This is a genomic window from Nocardia carnea (assembly GCF_029868855.1).
GTDB lineage: Bacteria > Actinomycetota > Actinomycetes > Mycobacteriales > Mycobacteriaceae > Nocardia > Nocardia carnea_A.
Map to the genome: position 1 here is coordinate 17,017 of NZ_JARWOV010000274.1, position 15,440 is coordinate 32,456.

Genomic DNA, 15,440 nt, shown 5'->3' on the forward strand with positions numbered 1-15,440 from the left:
CGTAAATTCTGGTCGCCGGCGGGGTTCCGGCATTGTGAGACGGGTGAATCAGTCTTCGGTCGGCAAGAATTGGGTTGGTGAATGTATATCGCTTTGGCCAGGCACAGGTGCCGCACGAATCCCGGTCACGGCCCGCACCGGTGCGCGTCCCGGAAGAGGCAGGGGAAGGTTGGCTGATCTGGGCTGCCGTCGTCGATGTACTGCTGGCTCCGGGGGTCGCCGTAGCGGTGGTCGCGGGGCTGCTCGAGTATTCGTTGACCGACCTGGTGTTCGCCCCGGCGGCTATCGGGATCGCGTTCGCGGCTTCTTTCGTCAACCATGTATTCGGCACCGTGCTGCTCCGAGGCAGTTTCGGCAAGCTTCTGTTCGGACTGCGGGTGGTCCGGGCGACCACCGGGCGCAGGTCCGGTTTCTGGCGTGCGGTGGGCCGGTGGCTGTTCGGTTTCGTGCTGCTGGTGGCGGCAACGCTGGCGGAGGAGGGCGGCGGAATCGGTGAGGCGAACGGACTGCGGGTGATCCGCCGGCGCGACGAGCGGCGGTGAGTTGCCGGGCAGACAACGGTTCACGGGTCGAAGCCGTCCGAGACCGGACCCTCGCAAATATGGTGCTCGCGGGATGAGTCAGCCGTGTTGGCTTCGGTAATAGGCCGCCGCGGCGGGGTGCAGGGGGATACTGCCCGTGTTCACCAGCCAGCGCCGATCGAAGAACTGGACGCCGCGCACATGTTCCGGGACAAGTGTGTGGCTGTTGTGCAGCAAGATTTCGGCAAGGATGCGTACCGTGCGATCGCTTACCCGGGGCGCCACGAGCAGCAAGACCGGTGCGCCGATGGTCTCGAATCCGGAGATACCGGGATAGATATTCCAGGGAACGGGGACCCGATCGTACGGGTAGCCGAACCGGTCACGCATCGGCTGTACGCGCTCGCCGAGGTCGAGCATTCGGAGGGCAGGAACAGTCGAGGCAATACTCCACGTCGGTATGCCGTCGCCCCAGATGATCGCATCGACTTGTCCGGATCGGATCGCTGGAAGTGCCTCGGTCAGTGCGCGCCGGGTCACTCCGAAATCGGTGCCGGGTACCAAACCCGCGCTTCGAAGCATCCGCTCCGCGGTCACGGCGGCGCCCGAACCGTGTACGCCGACATTGACCAGGGCGCCTCGTAGGTCGGCTATCCGGGTTATTCCGCTCTCGGGGCGCACAGCCAGATGGATGTAGCTTTCGTAGAGTCGGCCGACCGCGAGCGCTCGGGTACCGACAGCGGCCGCGGTGTCGGCGAGGGTGAGTGCGGCATCGAGAGCGCCGCGCTCGAGCAGTTTCAGGTTGGTCGCGGATCCGGTGGTGGAAATATCGCGCATCCGGATGACCGGAGAACGTTTCGCCCCGGTGGCCAGCGCGGCTCCGAAGTCGTGGAACAGGTCGCCGGGCAGTCCGGAACCCAGCCGGATATATGCTGGTTCGGTATCCGCATATCCTGCCGCGGTGGACGCGATTGTTGCGGCTGAATAGCCGAGAACCTGTCGCCGAGTGATCATCGGCGCACGAGTAGCGCTGCCGAACATCGATCGTTGCGCTCCTCGAAATCCATGGAACTGCTGCCTGAATGGATCCGGGCAGCATTGTCAACAGGTTGAAGGCTAGCGCAGCAATCTCCGGGTAGCCAGTGATTGCCCTGGTTCCAGGACCCGATCGGCCGTAGTGCCGGGTTTTGCGGTGCCGATGGGGCCATCCGGTGCAGTGGCAGATCGGTCAGCCGTGCTCGCTACGGTAGTAATCGGCGGCGGCTGGATGCAGTGGAATGTCACCGGTGCTGACCAGCCAGCGCCGATCGAAGAATTGGAATCCGCGCGCGCGTTCCGACATGAGTGCGCCGCTGTGGTGCAGGAGAACATCAGCGAGGGCTACCACCGTGCTCTCGGGCAGCGCGGGAGCCGCGAGCAGCAGGACCGGCACGCCGATCGTTTCGAATGCGGCGGTACCTGGATAGGTGTTCGCCGGAACCGGGACTCGGTCATAGGCGTAGTGATAGCGCTCCCACATCGGCTGCACCCACTCTCCGAGGCCGAGGAGCCGAACGAGTGCCGGCACCTGAATATCAGGCGTCGGCACTCCGGCGCCCCAGACAACTGCGTCGACTGTTTCCGAGCGCAGCCCGCGGATGGCATCGGAGAGTTTGTGGTGGGACACGGTGATATCGATACCTGGTTCCATTCCCGCGGTTCGGAAGAGCCGGTCGGCCGTGAGCGCCGCGCCGGATCCTGCTATCCCGAGATCCACCCGGGCACCGCGGAGGTCGCCGATGTGCTGAAACCAGCTGTCCCCGCGGACCGCCAGATGGATGTAGGTCTCGTAGAGACGCCCGATTGCGGATCCGCGGGTGCCGAGGGCCACGGCCGCATCGGCGAGAGCCAGTGCTGCGTCTATCGTCCCGAGTTCGAGCATTTCGAGATTGGTCACCGAACCGGCGGTGGGCACGGTAGTGATCCGTAACGCCTGTGAACGCGTGGCCGCCGCAGCCAGATTGCTTCCGAACTCGTGGAAAAGGCCCCCTTCGAGGCCGGTGCCCAGCCGGATTCGGTGCGGTGTACCACCACAAGCCACTGAGGCAGCGGCTGCGGCCGAAACCGCGGACGCGGTGCCCAGAAATCTACGGCGGGTAATCGCCGCCGTACGAGCAGCGCTACCGAACATGGACCGCTGCGCTCCTCGATTCAACCCGATCGGCGTGCCGGTCTAGGACGTGGCGTTCGCCGTGTCACCAACAGTGCAGAGATTAGCGCAGCCCACCAGTGGTTGCGCCCTGATTGCCCGGAACGGCGGTCTGCCATCGTGTTGTCGAACCGGATGTGCCGAGGGGACGATCGGGAACGCACGATTTGTTGTCCTTCCCGTACCCGCATACGGTCATCAGCGGGTGACGCGGCGGCCGCTTTTCGGGATGTCAAGTCACGGATAACTTTTGGTGACACCTTGAAATGCGATCCCGAAACATAGTTCGATGGTATGGGTGGCGATCCGCCCACGGGCGCGGGCGGGTTTTTCCGAACCGGGCCGGTAGTCGACCGTGAACGCGCGGGCCGGAGTTCCGCGACTGTCTGTGCGGAACGCAGATCGTTCGGGAACGCCCCGCTACCGGGAAGGTTGACAATGATGGACGTCGAAACGACGGGTGGGTTCCGTGGGCGCTCCGTCCCGGGGCGAAGGAGCGTGGGTTCGTGACCAGCGAGACGACAGGCAGCCCTGGCCAGGTCATGGGTACGCGGAATGACCGAGACTCGACGGCCGACCGGCGGATCCGGATCGGAGTGGTCGAGGACGATGACGATGTCGGCGCCGCACTGGTCGAGGTCCTCGGCGAGTACGGGTACCGCGCGGAGAGGAAGTCCCGGGGTGCCGACCTGCTGTTGGGTCACCGCGGCTACGACGCGGTGATCCTCGACCTCGGCCTCCCGGACGGCGATGGCCTGGACGTGTTGCGCAAACTGCGCGAGGTGAGTGCAATCCCGGTCGTCATCCTGACCGCCCGCGACGATGAACGCAGCGTGGTCCGTGGCCTGCGGATCGGGGCGGACGACTACCTGGTCAAACCACCGCGTGTCGCCGAGTTGATGGCCCGCCTCGAGGCGGTGGTGCGCCGGGCGAAGCCGGTGCACCACAGCGAACCGGCCAACGCAGTGGTAACCGGCGACGTCCGGGTGGATCTTGCCGCGCGTACGGTCACCGCCGGCGGAACCGAGGTGGACCTCACTCAGAAGGAATTCGAATTGGTCGAAGTCCTGGTCGGTCGGGCGGGATGCGCGGTGAGCCGGGAAGTGCTGATGGACAAGGTGTGGGGTGACGCATTCCTGGCGGTATCCCGTTCCCTGGATGTCCACATCTCGACCCTACGGAGCAAGCTCGGACGACCCGGTCTGATCACCACCATCCGAGGATTCGGGTACCGCTGGGGTCCGTGAGCGCGGGCCGGGATGCGTAATCGACTTGTCGCGATACTGGTGGTCATGGCGGCACTGACCGTCTCCGGTCTCGCCATCCCATGGGGTCTCTCGTCTGCTACCGCTCGAACTCAGGAACTGTGGTTCAGCCGGTATGTCGACGCCGAGTGGTTCGCTGATCTCGCGGCCCGAGCTATCGCCACAGGCGACAACAGCGGTCTGGTGCTGGCCATGCGACGGTACAGCGATCTGTACGGCGATCGAGTGGTCGTCGTCGACGCAGCGGGTCGGGAAGTGGCGAATACCGGGGTCGCGGCCGACGACCCGGCGGTAATCGCGAGCCTTACCGAGGCGCGGCGCAACCGGCACCCCCGGCAGCCGCCGCAGCGGCTGCGTCTACAGGGTCCATCGACCATGCTTGTCGCGCTCCCCGTGGGCAGTGGTATCCGGGTGGACGGCGCGGTGCTGATCGAGGCATCCACGAGTGCGGCCAAGCAGGATATTCGTAACGGTTTCGCCGTTATCGCCTTGCTGTCCTTCAGTGCGATGGCGGTATTCGCCCTCGTCGCCGTCATGGTGAGCCGGTGGATACTGGGCCCGCTGTGGCGATTGTCGCGTTCGCTGCGCGATCTCACCGGTTCGCTGCCAACACCGGCGGCGGGGACCGTGCCCACAGCGATGCAGCGGCATTATCGGGGCCCGCCGGAGGTCCGGGCGCTGGCTCGGTCGTTCGATACGATGGCCCTCGCGGTGACCGAGTCGGTCGACGCGCAACGGCAACTGGTTGCGGACACGGCACACGCCATCCGGAACCCACTGGCAGCCCTGGCGATTCGGCTGGAATCGCTGGAGCGTTTCGTCCCCGGTGAGAGTGCGGCGGCGTATCAGCGCGCGATTTATCAAGTGGACAGGCTCGCCGCGGTTCTCGACGGACTGCTCCGGTTGGCAGTCGCCGAAACCCCTACCGGGTTCGCGGCAACGCATCCTGATGCCGACTGGCCCAGCGAATGCGGAGTGTGCCCGGTGGTCACTGATCGGGTGGAGGAATGGCGTCCGGCATTCGACGCCGCCGAGATGGTGTTGATCCTGGACCTGTCCGCGACGCCGGACTCGACCACGGTCGCGACACCGGCTCAGGCTCTGGAGCAGATCCTGGACGTGCTCCTGAGCAATTCTTCCCGCTACGCGGGGCCGGGTGCGCACACCCGGGTCACCGTGGAAACCGAACCCGCCGGCGTCCGGATAGCAGTTACCGACGACGGGGTCGGCGTCGCACCGGCCGAATTGGATCAGCTGGCGAACCGTTTCTTCCGCGGCGCTTCCGCAGCAACGGGTGGCACCGGCCTCGGCCTGCCCATTGCGGTGGCGCTCGCTACGCGGTACGGCGGCGAGCTGGCGATCGAGTCGGTACAACCGCAGGGCCTACGGGTCGAGGTCCGCCTTCCGGGGGTGCCGTAGTGGTGCTCGCCGCACTGATCAACCATGCCCGGTGCGGTAATACGCGGCGGCCGCGGGGTGCAGGGGCACCTGCCCGGTGCCGACCAGCCACCGTCGGTCGAGGAATTGGAAACTCATTGTATGTGCGGGGACGAGTTGCTCACCGCGGTCGAGCAATAACTCGGCGACCGCGGCAACAGTGCGATTTCCGAGGTGCGGAGATGTCAGCAGCAGTGTCGGTACGCCGACCGTATCGACGGCCGTAGAACCCGGGTAGGTGTTGGTGGGAACAGCGACCTGGTCGTACGGGTAGCGGAACCGGCGGTGCATCGGGGTCACCCAGTCGGCGAGATCCAGCAGGCGTAGCCGCACCGGGAGGTCGAATACCGGGGTGGGGACCTCGTCACCCCAGAGGATCGCGTCCACCTCTCGACTCTGGAGGGCGAGTACGGCCGCGGCGAGAGATCTGTGCTCGACGGTGAGGTCGATACCGGGCCGCAGTCCCGCAGTGCGCAACAGCCGCACCCCGGTGCGCGCTGATCCGGACCCGGCCAGCCCCAGGTCGATCCGTCGTCCGCGCAGGTCTGCCAGCCGTGAGATCGGACTGTCGGGCCGGACCGCGACCTGGATATAGCATTCGTGAACGCGTCCGATCGCCACGGCCCGGGTATCTTCAGGCACCGAATCGCCGAGCACGAGCGCGGCATCGATGTCACCGTGTGCCAGCAGCCGCAGATTGGTCACCGATCCTTCCGTGACGACCGGTTCGATCCGGATCCGGCTGTGCGAGGCTGCCGCGTCCGCGAGTGCTGACGCGAAGTGGTGGAACTGTCCCCCCGGCTGTGCCGAGCCGAGCCGGACGGGGTCGTCCTCGCCTGCGCAACCCGACGATGCGAGAGCCACCGCCATACCGGCGGCGAGGCCGAACGCGCCACGCCGACTGATCTGTGCTGTGTCCGGGGTCGGCGGAAAGACATCGGAGCGAGACCGTGCCACGGTGTCTTTCACCGGACCCGGTGGGTCGCGAGCATACGTCGGTGGCTGTGCCGTGCCCTCGGGGCAGTCCGCAGTTCAGGCTGGAACACGGCGAAGCGCCGCAAGGGAACTCGATGATTTCCGCATCCGGAGGGTTGGGGGATGGGCAATAGCGATTGGTGATCGCTGCCGTACATGTATAGCTTTCCTAGACCCTACTTCTCCGGGCGCATTGCCGAAACGCTGGTCAGCAGTCGCCACCGCGAAAACTCCGTGGAAAGTAATGCTATCCATAGTGGACAGGATTCGGACGCCAGGGTTCGCCGGTGGCGGGAACACCTCCGGAGATGGCCGAACATCGTAACGGAGTTCGCGCCCTCGAGATGCTGCGAACAGGAGGCTGACCACCGCTGAATGAACAGAAATCCAGGTTTGCGTGTACGAAGACAAAGTTGCGGCGCACCCCGCAGCGCCGCAACCATGCCTTCGTACACGCCGATATCCCCGGAAGTTCGACCGCGGTATCTGCGAATTCACACGAAAAGCCCGAGGGCGGTTCGCCGGCCGTGGTACCCGGCCGGTTGCTCGGAGAAGTGTGCGGTGCGGAGGCAGGCGCGCCGTAGGCCTCGTTCACGCGCCCGGCTCGTGGGCGCGCAATGCTCATATCCGGCGGTTCACCTCGATCTCCCGTGTTCATACGAAAGACGATGCGGTCGCCGGACGCGACAGCACCGTCGCTCCCTGACGTTACTGTGTGGGACAGCCCGATCGGAGGGGCAGACGCGACAGGATGCGATCCGTTTGCGACAGGTCAGTGCGTTCGCTATATCGCGCCGCGGCGGCATAAAAGACCGATCGGTTTTCATAGGACGTTTCGCGATCCGTATCCTGCCACCGTGGATGTGGGCATTTTCGTCGTGGACGGTGTGGGCGAACTCGGCTTGGGCGCCCTCCACGGGGCGTTCGGTACCGCGAACGTCCTGCGCAGAGAACTCGACCATCCACCGGCAGCATGGAATGTGCATACGGTGTCACTCGGTAGTTCGGTGCGGACGGGTAGCGGAAACACCATTCAGACCATTCCGCTGAGTGAGGTATCAGCGTCGTTCGACGCCCTCGCGGTGGCCGCGGTGAACGTCCTGGATCCCGAACCGCTGGTCGCACTCGTCTCGGACCCCGGTAACGCGTGGCTCCTGGACCGGATCCGCAGTGCATACGACCAAGGCGTGCATCTCGCCGCGGCCTGTACCGGGACGTTCTTCCTGGCGGAAGCCGGTGTGCTCGACGGTTCGCCGGCAACGACCAGCTGGTGGTTGGGGACGAGCTTCCGCGGGCGTTATCCGAGGGTCGATCTGGACGAGCGGAGCATCGTCTGCCATGGTGACGGCATCACCACGGCTGGTGCCTCGCTATCGCATCTCGATATGGCGTTATCCCTGGTGTACCGCACAAGTCCGGAACTGGCGGAGCAGGCGCGGCGATATCTCGCCTTCGAGGGCCGGGCCAGCCAGGCGCCTTACGTCATCCCCGAGGTGCTCGCCCGGGGCAACCCGCTGATCGTCGCGTACGAACGCTGGGTACGCGAGCATATTTCGGAGCAGTTCCTGATCTCGGCCGCGGCGCGTGAACTGGGCGTCACCGAGCGCAGCCTGCAACGCGCCACCCGCGCGGCGCTCGGGATGTCGCCGAAGGATTTCGCCGACGATATCCGGGTCGACCGGGCCACCCGGCTCCTGCGGACCACCGGTCTCACGGTGGAAGGGGTGGCCCGGGAGGTCGGGTATGTCAACGCCAGTGCGCTGCGCGCCCTCATCCGCCGGCGCCGCGGGATGTCACCGGCGCAGATCCGTGCCCAGATCGGCCTGTGAGACTCGGCGGTGATTGTGGTCGCGGCACCGCAATTCCTCCCTACACTGACCGCATGTATGTTCGACGGCTGATCGCCGTAGCCGGGTTCGTGGCCACACTGTCACTGGGAGTTTCCGCTTGCACCGCCACCGGCGCCGGCGCGACGAGCGAATGCGATGTCCGAGGCTGCACCGTCACCTTCGACCGCGGCGTGGACGCGAAGATCAGCGTTCTCGGCGTGGACGCCCAACTGGCCGCGGTAGAGGGCAATGTGGTGACGCTGAAGGTCGCGGGTCAGGATGTCACGGTGCCGATGGGCTCCACCGAATCCGCCCAGGGCCTGGACCTGACGGTCCGCGAGATCACCCAGGAGAAGGTCGTGGTGCAGTTGTCCACCGGACTCTGACCTCGCGCGCCGATCCGGCGTCACGCCCAATTGTCGCATCACCCGAGAAATGACGCCCCGTCTCACCGAGCTGGGAGTACGGGTTGCCGGGCCGCCGAACCGGCGCCGCCGCCGACCGGGAGTGGTGGATTCACCGCAGGCCGGCGAGTTCGGGCTCGGGACATGAGTTCGTGGTGGCGGTCGATTCTCCACTCGGTCCAAGCCCCCGGGTCATCCCGGCTCGTGTGCCGGTGTGTCGGACCAGCGAGGTTCGGCGCGACCGTAATCGGGAGCCGGGAACGGGTAATCGGGGAATTCGGCCAGTGCAGGCGCGGCGGTGACGATCCGCCCGTGCGCGACTGTGCAGCGTGGACCGGGTACCGCCGGTGCCGGATGGCCGGGTGTGCGGCCGCGTTCGGACAGCAGCCAGGTCGCGGTACGGGCCAGTGAGACCCGCACGTCACGGCCGGACCCGTCCCCTGTCCGGGCCGCGAGCGCGTCGACGATACCGGCGGCGAGTAGATAACCGGACGCATGGTCGAGGGCCTGGGCGGGTAAGGCCCCGGGTACAGCGGAGGCGCCCTCGATCACCGCTATCCCGGTTGCCGCCTGCACGATACTGTCGAACCCGCGCCGGCCGGCCCACGGCCCGGTGAACCCCCATGCGCTGACCCGGGCGTGGATGAGGCCCGGCCGGCCGGCCAGGCCGAGCCTTTCGAGCGCACCCGGCCGGTACCCCGTCACGAGGACATCCGCAGTGTCCAGCAGGCTCTCCCATTGCGCATTCGCGGTCCGCAGGTCCAGCAGGGCCGATTTCTTGCCCTGTCCCGTATCGGTGAACTGCCACGGAATCTCCGGCAGTGCGGGTGGGTCCACGCGCAGGACTTCGGCTCCGAGCAGTGCCAGTGCGCGGGTGGCCACCGGACCGGCGATGACCCGGGTCAGGTCGAGCACCCGCACGCCTTGCAGCGGCTGATATGGGGTACCGGACACCGGCAGTGTGTAGCGCCGCCGGTCCGACCGCTCCACAAGGGCGACCAGGGGGCCGGCGGCGGCCGAACCCGATTGCGGATGGGCACGCCACTGTGCCTCGTCACGTACCCGCACCGCGATCGCGCCGCGGGCAGCCGCCAGTTCCTCGAGGTCCGCGGCGCGGATCATGGCGATCTGGGATTCGGCCTGCTCCACGGGCGCGTCGGTGGGCAACTCGAGTGCGGCCAGCAGCCGGGCACGGTGATGCGGATAGTTCGCATGCGTGCGCACCCAGCCGTCGAAGGTGGGGAAGAATCCGGACAGATCGGCGAAACCGGCAACGCGGGCGCCGGCGATCCGCAGCAGCCGGTCACTGGTGAACGACGCGGCGATCCGTTCCGGGTCGAGGCGATGGCGGATCGGCGCCGTCCCTGCGGCCGCGCGATAGCGATCGGCCGCACCGAGGAAGGCTTGGACGGATCCGGCGGCCAATCCCCACACCGGCAGGGTTGCGGCGAGATAGCGCCCGGGGTCGGGCCAGTCCACCGGCGCCGACGCGGCAACGCCCGCACCGTCCTCGTAATCACGAACCAGCCGTGCTCCCACGTCCACTGCTCCGAGCGTACTGGCGTGCGGCGCGAGCGATCCTCGAGTTACCCGTTGGCACAGCGATTTTCATCACACTGTCACCAGGGATGCGAAGAGTTCAGACGAGGGTGCGCGCGGTGGGCCGCCCGGGCTGGTGCCGGACCCGCCACCACCATCCGGCCCACGACGCCAGCACGCAGATCGCGACCAGTATGCGCACCTCGACGAGCATGCTCTCGGGATAGATGACTCCGGTCAGGTAGTAGTCGATGAACCCCTCCGGCGGCAGGCCCTGCAGCCCCGCGCGTTCGCGCGCCCAGTTCTCGGCATAGGTCAGCGGACAGTCATAGCCGACCAGCACGGTGCCGAACCCCCACGCCGCCGCCGCACTGTGCAACCAGATCGTGCGCGGCAGCCGCCAGGCAACGAAACCTCCCGCCACCACGTAGCCGATGAACAGCACATGCACGGCGGCGGTCAGATCGGCGAGCAGCCGGTACCACACCCGTCCAGGGTATGCCCTGATCGCGATCGCTGCGCCGGATTCACCAGGGCGAGGGCCGGTAGTCCTTCAAGAAGCAGCCGTAGAGATCTTCACCGGTCTCGCCGCGCACGATCGGGTCGTAGACCCGGGCCGCGCCGTCCACCAGGTCCAGCGGGGCGTGGAAGCCTTCGTCGGCCAGCCGGACCTTGGTGTAGTGCGGCCGTTCGTCGGTGATCCAGCCGGTGTCGACTGCGGTCATCAGGATCCGGTCGGATTCGAACATCTCTCCCGCGCTGGTGCGGGTCAGCATATTCAGTGCCGCCTTGGCCATATTGGTGTGCGGATGACCGGGGCCCTTGTAGCCGCGGGAGAACTGGCCCTCCATGGCCGACACGTTCACCACATACTTGCGGCGGGCGGCCGCCGCGGCCAGCGCCGGGCGCAGCCGGGATACGAGGATGAACGGTGCCACCGAATTGCACAGCTGTACTTCGAGCAGTTCGGTGGGGTCGACCTCGCCGACCGTATGTACCCAGCTGTTGGTGTGGGCGAGATCGGGGACCAGGCCGCCGGCGTCGATGGCGACCCCGCGGGCGATCCGGTCCGGCATGGCCGAACCGGCGACCAGCGCCAGCTCCGCCACATCGGCGCCGGTGAGAGCGGGGGTCAGCGACGCGGTGAGGGCGGTCGGATGCGCCCGGGTGGTCTGGCCGAAGGTCACCGTTTCGGGGAGTGCGCCGGCGGGCAGCGGATCGGATTCGGCGGCGGCCAGGGCACTGTAGGCACCGGGGGAGCGGCGGACGGTCTGCGCGGCATTGTTGATGAGGATATCGAGCGGCCCCTGGGCCGCCACATCATCGGCCAGTGCCACGACCTGCGCGGGATCACGCAGGTCGATACCGACGATCCGCAGCCGGTGCAGCCAGTCGGCGCTGTCGGGCCGGGCGGCGAAACGGCGGATCGCGTCGTTGGGGAATCGGGTGGTGACGGTGGTGTGCGCACCGTCGCGCAGCAGCCGCAACGCGATGTACATACCGATCTTCGCGCGTCCGCCGGTGAGCAGTGCGCGGCGGCCGGACAGATCCGTGCGGGCGTCGCGGCGGTCGTGGCTCATCGCGGCGCACTCCGGGCACAGCTGATGGTAGAAGGCGTCGACGCGGGTGTACTTCTCCTTGCAGATATAGCAGCCGCGCGCCCGCAGCAGGGTTCCGGCAGAGGCTCCGGTGGTGGCCGAACTGATCGGGATTCCGGCGGTCTCGTCGTCGATCCGATTGGGCGATCCGGTCGCGGTCGCGGCGACCACCGCGCGATCGGCCTCCAGTTTGGCTTGCCTGGCAGCGATGCGTCGCTGTCGTTTGAGCTCCTTGAACATGCCGCCGACGGCGCGCTGGACCGTGAGCGAGTCCGGGTGGCCGGGTTCCAGCCGGCCTGCCTGTTCGAGTACGCGCAGACAGGTGGCGAGGTCGTTCGGATCGATGCTGGTCGCGGCCATCGGTGCGGGGATGTCCTTCGTGAGCTGGGAAAGCGTGCCCATCATTGTGGCAAGGCAGGGTAGCGGTGCCGCGACCGGGGCGAACGGTCTCGCGGCCGCCTCGTTGACATCACGCCAATAGTGCGGGAAAGTCATTCCGGAATGATCCGGCACCCGACCGTGCCGGGCTGGTGCTCACGAACCGAAGGATGCGGATATGGCACGCCCCGCGTGGAGCGACGACGAGGTCGAGGCGGTACGGGAACTCGCCCGCACCTACTTCGAGAAGGAAGTGGTGCCGCACGAGGAGCGGTTCATCGAGCAGGGGCATCCGGACAAGGCGCTCTACCGGCGGGCCGGTGAACTGGGCCTGCTTTGTCCCGCCGTCGCCGAGGAATTCGGCGGTGGTGGTGGCACCTTCGCTCATGAAGCGGCCATCATCGAGGAGCAGGTGCGGGCGGGCGACGGTGCCCTCGGAATCCCGGTGCACAGTTCGATCATCGCGCCGTACCTGGCCGAGTTCGGGTCCGACGAACTGAAGAAGCGGGTACTGCCCAAGGCCTGCAGCGGTGAGATGGTGCTGTCGATCGGGATGACCGAGCCGGGCACCGGGTCGGATCTGCAGGCCATCAAGACCCGCGCGGTGCGTGAGGGCGACGAGTACGTGATCACCGGCTCGAAGCTCTTCATCTCCAATGGCTGGCTGTGCGACGGCATCATCATCGCCGCCAAAACCGACCCCGAAAAGGGTGCGGCCGGGGTATCGCTGCTGTTCGCCGAGGTGAGTGACGACACCCCGGGCTTCACCCGCGGCCGGATCCTGTCCAAGATCGGCGGCAAGGGGCAGGACACCGCGGAACTGTTCTTCGACGGCCTGCGCGTTCCGGCGGCGAATTTGCTGGGCGGAGCGGAGGGCCAGGGTTTCTACCAGATGATGCAGCTACTGGCTCAGGAGCGCCTCGTCACCGCGATCATGGCGGTGGCGATGATGGAGCGCGCGGTGGAGCTCACCGTCGAGTACACCAAGGGCCGCGAAGCGTTCGGCAAACCGCTCTTCGCCATGCAGAACACCCGGTTCGAATTGGCCGAATGCGCGACCATCGCCCGCACCAACCGGGTCTTCCTCGACGACTGCCTCACCCGGCACCTGAAGGGTGAACTGGATGTGCAGACCGCCGCCATGTCCAAGTACTGGTCCACCGATCAGCTCGGTATCGTCGTGGACCGCTGCCTGCAGCTGTTCGGCGGCTACGGATATATGACCGAATACCCGATCTCGCAGCTCTACACCGGTGCCCGGGTGCTGCGGATTCTCGCGGGCAGCAACGAGGTGATGAAAGATCTCATCGCCCGTGGCCTCTGATCTCGAAGCCGCCGCCGGCCCCGGCCACCCGGCCAACGGAGCCGGGGCGCCCATGCGGCGGCGCCGTCTCGAACCCGACGAACGCCGGGCCCAGATCCTCGCAAAAGCGATCGAGATGTTCGGGGAGCGGCCCTACGCCGCGGTATCCACCGCCGAACTCGCGCAGCGCGCCGGGGTGGCGCGGGGACTGATCAACCACTACTTCGGCAACAAGCGCGATCTCTATCTCGCCGTGGTGCGCCGGATGGTGACCCTGCCCCGGTCCGGTGACCTCCATATTCCGGCGGGCAGCCCCCGCGAACGAATCGACGCCAGCGTCCACTGGCTGCTGGATACCATCTCCGAGCACGGCAACACCTGGGTGAAGGTCACCAGTCACGAGGGAGTCGGTGACGATCCGGAGGTGCAGCAGATACTGGACGCCGCCGACGATGCGGCCGCGCAGCGGCTGCTGGTGATGATCGGCCTATCGGGTGACGAGGCGGCGGAGCCGCATCGGGCGATGGTCCGGGCCTACGGCGGGATGGTGAAGGTCGCCGGTCGCGAATGGCTCACCCGCGGCACGATGACCCGGGACCAGGTGCATGCCCTGCTGGTCGATGTGCTGACCACTCTCGTCGCCGAATCCCTTCCGCGGGTCAACGGGAAGAGCTGATCGCAGCGGGTCTCGTTATGGACAATCACGGCGTGTCGGATGGACATCTGTGATCCGGGCAACTCCCGTTTCCCGCAACGGCCGGGCCGATCCCGCTTATTCTTGGCGCAATGCCGGGCGGGTCGACTGCTTCGGGTTCCCCCCGGCAGCAGTTCGAAGGGATCGTGCATGGGATATTCGCAGCGCTGGGGCGAGCAGCGCTGGCCGGAGGTACCGCCGGACCGTGACCCGGGCCCGCCCGCCCGAGCGGGCCGGCGCCGGCCGGAACCCCGCGAGGAACCCGAGGATTTCGACCATCCGGACGATTCGCCTTTCGACACCGGCCGTCCGGTCGTCAACCCCTATGCCGTTGTCGCCTTGGTGGCGGCTCTGGTTCTGCTCTTCCCGGTCGCCATCGTTTTCGGGTCGATCGCGTTCACGTATCCGCGCGGCCGGTTCATGGCGTTCACCGCATTCGTGCTCGGTGCGCTGGAGGCGGCTTTGCTGGTGGCATTCGTCGTCCTGCCCCGGGACCGGGTATCGGATATGTACTCGCAGGTCGGCGACGCGCTGGGGGTCACCACCGGGTCCGCGGACGCAGCGGGTGTTCCCGCCGACGGCACAGTGGAAAGTGCCACCGCCGTCTCCATTCCGGCACCGTCCAGTGCGCCGCCGGCACCCTCCACCCGAGCGCCGGTTACCCGGCCCGCACCCGAGATCGCGGCACCCGTCGCCGAGAAAGACACCGCCTGTCCCGAGCCCGCCCTGATCGGCGCGGCGACCGACGGCACTACTCTGCTGTGCCTGACCGACACCGGATCGGTTACCGGCTATCAGTGGTCCGGGCCGTACCGGGTCGCCGAGGACGTACGCGCGGAAGGCGGGAACTGCACCGCAGGTGCGGCCGCCACGGCCCGCACCGCCGCCGGCCGGGCTCTGGTCTGCGAAGACGGTACTTGGGCGTTGTGGGTCTCCTGAATCGAGCTCACGACGGTCGCTGCCCGCTATGCGTCGGGCTGCCCGGATCGGGATGGGCCACCGTGACGACGGAACAAAGCCCCTTGTGCCGGTGGCCTACCCTGCCGGATCCGGTTTGCGGGCGCGGCTGGGCTGGACCCGGGGTGGTTCGTTCGGCATCTTCGGGTATTGCGGCGGCCACGGCGCGTCCATGAGGCCGCCCGCCAGATCGCGTTCGGACCATTCCAGCAGGGGTTCGATGGATTGCGGCGGGCGATCCACCCACGGATCGCCCCGTGGGGCCGCCGCCCCGGGTAGGGGGCGCGCGGGGGGTACAAGGGGAAGCACCGTTACACTTAGGGCCCCCGCCAGGGGGGGGGCCCCAGCGCCC

The 15,440-nt window shown here is 67.2% G+C and carries 14 protein-coding genes and 1 pseudogene; 8 read left to right on the forward strand and 7 right to left on the reverse strand.

Annotation, left to right across the window (positions count from 1 at the left end; all coding sequences use genetic code 11):
• Positions 1-77: 77 nt before the first annotated feature.
• Positions 78-542 (forward strand): RDD family protein, encoded by a 465-nt coding sequence (locus QH195_RS28425; RefSeq protein WP_280437650.1) that lies wholly within the window; start codon positions 78-80, stop codon positions 540-542.
• Positions 543-620: 78 nt separating this feature from the next.
• On the opposite strand, the gene QH195_RS28430 is transcribed toward QH195_RS28425, so the two are convergent.
• Both QH195_RS28430 and QH195_RS28435 read right to left on the reverse strand, forming a co-directional pair.
• Complete coding sequence (locus tag QH195_RS28430; protein ID WP_280437651.1) at positions 621-1,535, reverse strand: TAXI family TRAP transporter solute-binding subunit; 915 nt, start codon at positions 1,533-1,535, stop codon at positions 621-623.
• Positions 1,536-1,749: 214 nt separating this feature from the next.
• A complete protein-coding gene (locus tag QH195_RS28435; RefSeq protein WP_280437652.1) occupies positions 1,750-2,691 on the reverse strand; it encodes a TAXI family TRAP transporter solute-binding subunit in 942 nt (313 codons plus the stop codon).
• A gap of 602 nt (positions 2,692-3,293) precedes the next feature.
• On the opposite strand from QH195_RS28435, the gene QH195_RS28440 reads away from it, so the two are divergent.
• Together QH195_RS28440 and QH195_RS28445 are read left to right on the forward strand one after the other, a co-directional pair.
• Positions 3,294-3,956, forward strand: coding sequence for a response regulator transcription factor (locus tag QH195_RS28440; RefSeq protein WP_280437660.1), 663 nt, complete (start codon positions 3,294-3,296; stop codon positions 3,954-3,956).
• Between the two features lie 45 nt (positions 3,957-4,001).
• On the forward strand, positions 4,002-5,393 hold the full coding sequence (locus QH195_RS28445; protein WP_280437653.1) for a sensor histidine kinase: 1,392 nt from the start codon (positions 4,002-4,004) through the stop codon (positions 5,391-5,393).
• Positions 5,394-5,411: 18 nt separating this feature from the next.
• On the opposite strand, the gene QH195_RS28450 is transcribed toward QH195_RS28445, so the two are convergent.
• A complete protein-coding gene (locus QH195_RS28450) occupies positions 5,412-6,368 on the reverse strand; it encodes a TAXI family TRAP transporter solute-binding subunit (RefSeq protein ID WP_280437654.1) in 957 nt (318 codons plus the stop codon).
• 875 nt (positions 6,369-7,243) lie between these two features.
• Between QH195_RS28450 and QH195_RS28455 the strand changes: the two genes are divergently transcribed.
• Both QH195_RS28455 and QH195_RS28460 read left to right on the forward strand, forming a co-directional pair.
• Positions 7,244-8,215, forward strand: coding sequence for a GlxA family transcriptional regulator (locus tag QH195_RS28455; RefSeq protein WP_280422619.1), 972 nt, complete (start codon positions 7,244-7,246; stop codon positions 8,213-8,215).
• A 53-nt stretch (positions 8,216-8,268) separates the two neighbouring features.
• Positions 8,269-8,601, forward strand: a complete 333-nt coding sequence (locus QH195_RS28460; RefSeq protein ID WP_280422618.1) for a hypothetical protein — start codon at positions 8,269-8,271, stop codon at positions 8,599-8,601.
• Between the two features lie 210 nt (positions 8,602-8,811).
• Here QH195_RS28460 and QH195_RS28465 read toward each other — a convergent pair whose 3' ends face one another.
• The 3 genes from QH195_RS28465 to QH195_RS28475 form a co-directional block, all read right to left on the reverse strand.
• A complete protein-coding gene (locus tag QH195_RS28465; protein WP_280437655.1) occupies positions 8,812-10,164 on the reverse strand; it encodes a CoA transferase in 1,353 nt (450 codons plus the stop codon).
• A gap of 94 nt (positions 10,165-10,258) precedes the next feature.
• Complete coding sequence (locus QH195_RS28470; protein ID WP_280437656.1) at positions 10,259-10,645, reverse strand: DUF2784 domain-containing protein; 387 nt, start codon at positions 10,643-10,645, stop codon at positions 10,259-10,261.
• Between the two features lie 40 nt (positions 10,646-10,685).
• Positions 10,686-12,116: an SDR family NAD(P)-dependent oxidoreductase gene (locus tag QH195_RS28475; protein WP_280422638.1), complete on the reverse strand. Its 1,431-nt coding sequence runs from the start codon at positions 12,114-12,116 to the stop codon at positions 10,686-10,688.
• Positions 12,117-12,312: 196 nt separating this feature from the next.
• Between QH195_RS28475 and QH195_RS28480 the strand changes: the two genes are divergently transcribed.
• The 3 genes from QH195_RS28480 (at position 12,313) to QH195_RS28490 (ending at position 15,070) form a co-directional block, all read left to right on the forward strand.
• A complete protein-coding gene (locus QH195_RS28480) occupies positions 12,313-13,458 on the forward strand; it encodes an acyl-CoA dehydrogenase family protein (RefSeq protein WP_280437657.1) in 1,146 nt (381 codons plus the stop codon).
• 52 nt (positions 13,459-13,510) lie between these two features.
• Entirely contained in the window at positions 13,511-14,113 is a 603-nt protein-coding gene (locus QH195_RS28485; RefSeq protein WP_280422637.1) for a TetR/AcrR family transcriptional regulator, read from the forward strand.
• Positions 14,114-14,281: 168 nt separating this feature from the next.
• The gene (locus QH195_RS28490; RefSeq protein WP_280437658.1) at positions 14,282-15,070 is read left to right on the forward strand and encodes a hypothetical protein; all 789 of its coding nucleotides are present in this window, start codon (positions 14,282-14,284) and stop codon (positions 15,068-15,070) included.
• Positions 15,071-15,166: 96 nt separating this feature from the next.
• Here the strand turns inward: QH195_RS28490 and QH195_RS28495 are convergent.
• Positions 15,167-15,440, reverse strand: a pseudogene (locus QH195_RS28495) (ATP-dependent DNA ligase); the annotation flags it as partial.

What these genes read in the sequence shown, in the direction of transcription:
- QH195_RS28430 (WP_280437651.1), bottom strand. Translation starts at nt 1,535, where the DNA reads ATGATCACTCGGCGACAGGTTCTCGGCTATTCAGCCGCAACAATCGCG.
- QH195_RS28435 (WP_280437652.1), bottom strand. Translation starts at nt 2,691, where the DNA reads ATGTTCGGTAGCGCTGCTCGTACGGCGGCGATTACCCGCCGTAGATTT.
- QH195_RS28445 (WP_280437653.1), top strand. Translation starts at nt 4,002, where the DNA reads ATGGCGGCACTGACCGTCTCCGGTCTCGCCATCCCATGGGGTCTCTCG.
- QH195_RS28460 (WP_280422618.1), top strand. Translation starts at nt 8,269, where the DNA reads ATGTATGTTCGACGGCTGATCGCCGTAGCCGGGTTCGTGGCCACACTG.
- QH195_RS28475 (WP_280422638.1), bottom strand. Translation starts at nt 12,116, where the DNA reads ATGGCCGCGACCAGCATCGATCCGAACGACCTCGCCACCTGTCTGCGC.
- QH195_RS28480 (WP_280437657.1), top strand. Translation starts at nt 12,313, where the DNA reads ATGGCACGCCCCGCGTGGAGCGACGACGAGGTCGAGGCGGTACGGGAA.
- QH195_RS28485 (WP_280422637.1), top strand. Translation starts at nt 13,511, where the DNA reads ATGCGGCGGCGCCGTCTCGAACCCGACGAACGCCGGGCCCAGATCCTC.
- QH195_RS28490 (WP_280437658.1), top strand. Translation starts at nt 14,282, where the DNA reads ATGGGATATTCGCAGCGCTGGGGCGAGCAGCGCTGGCCGGAGGTACCG.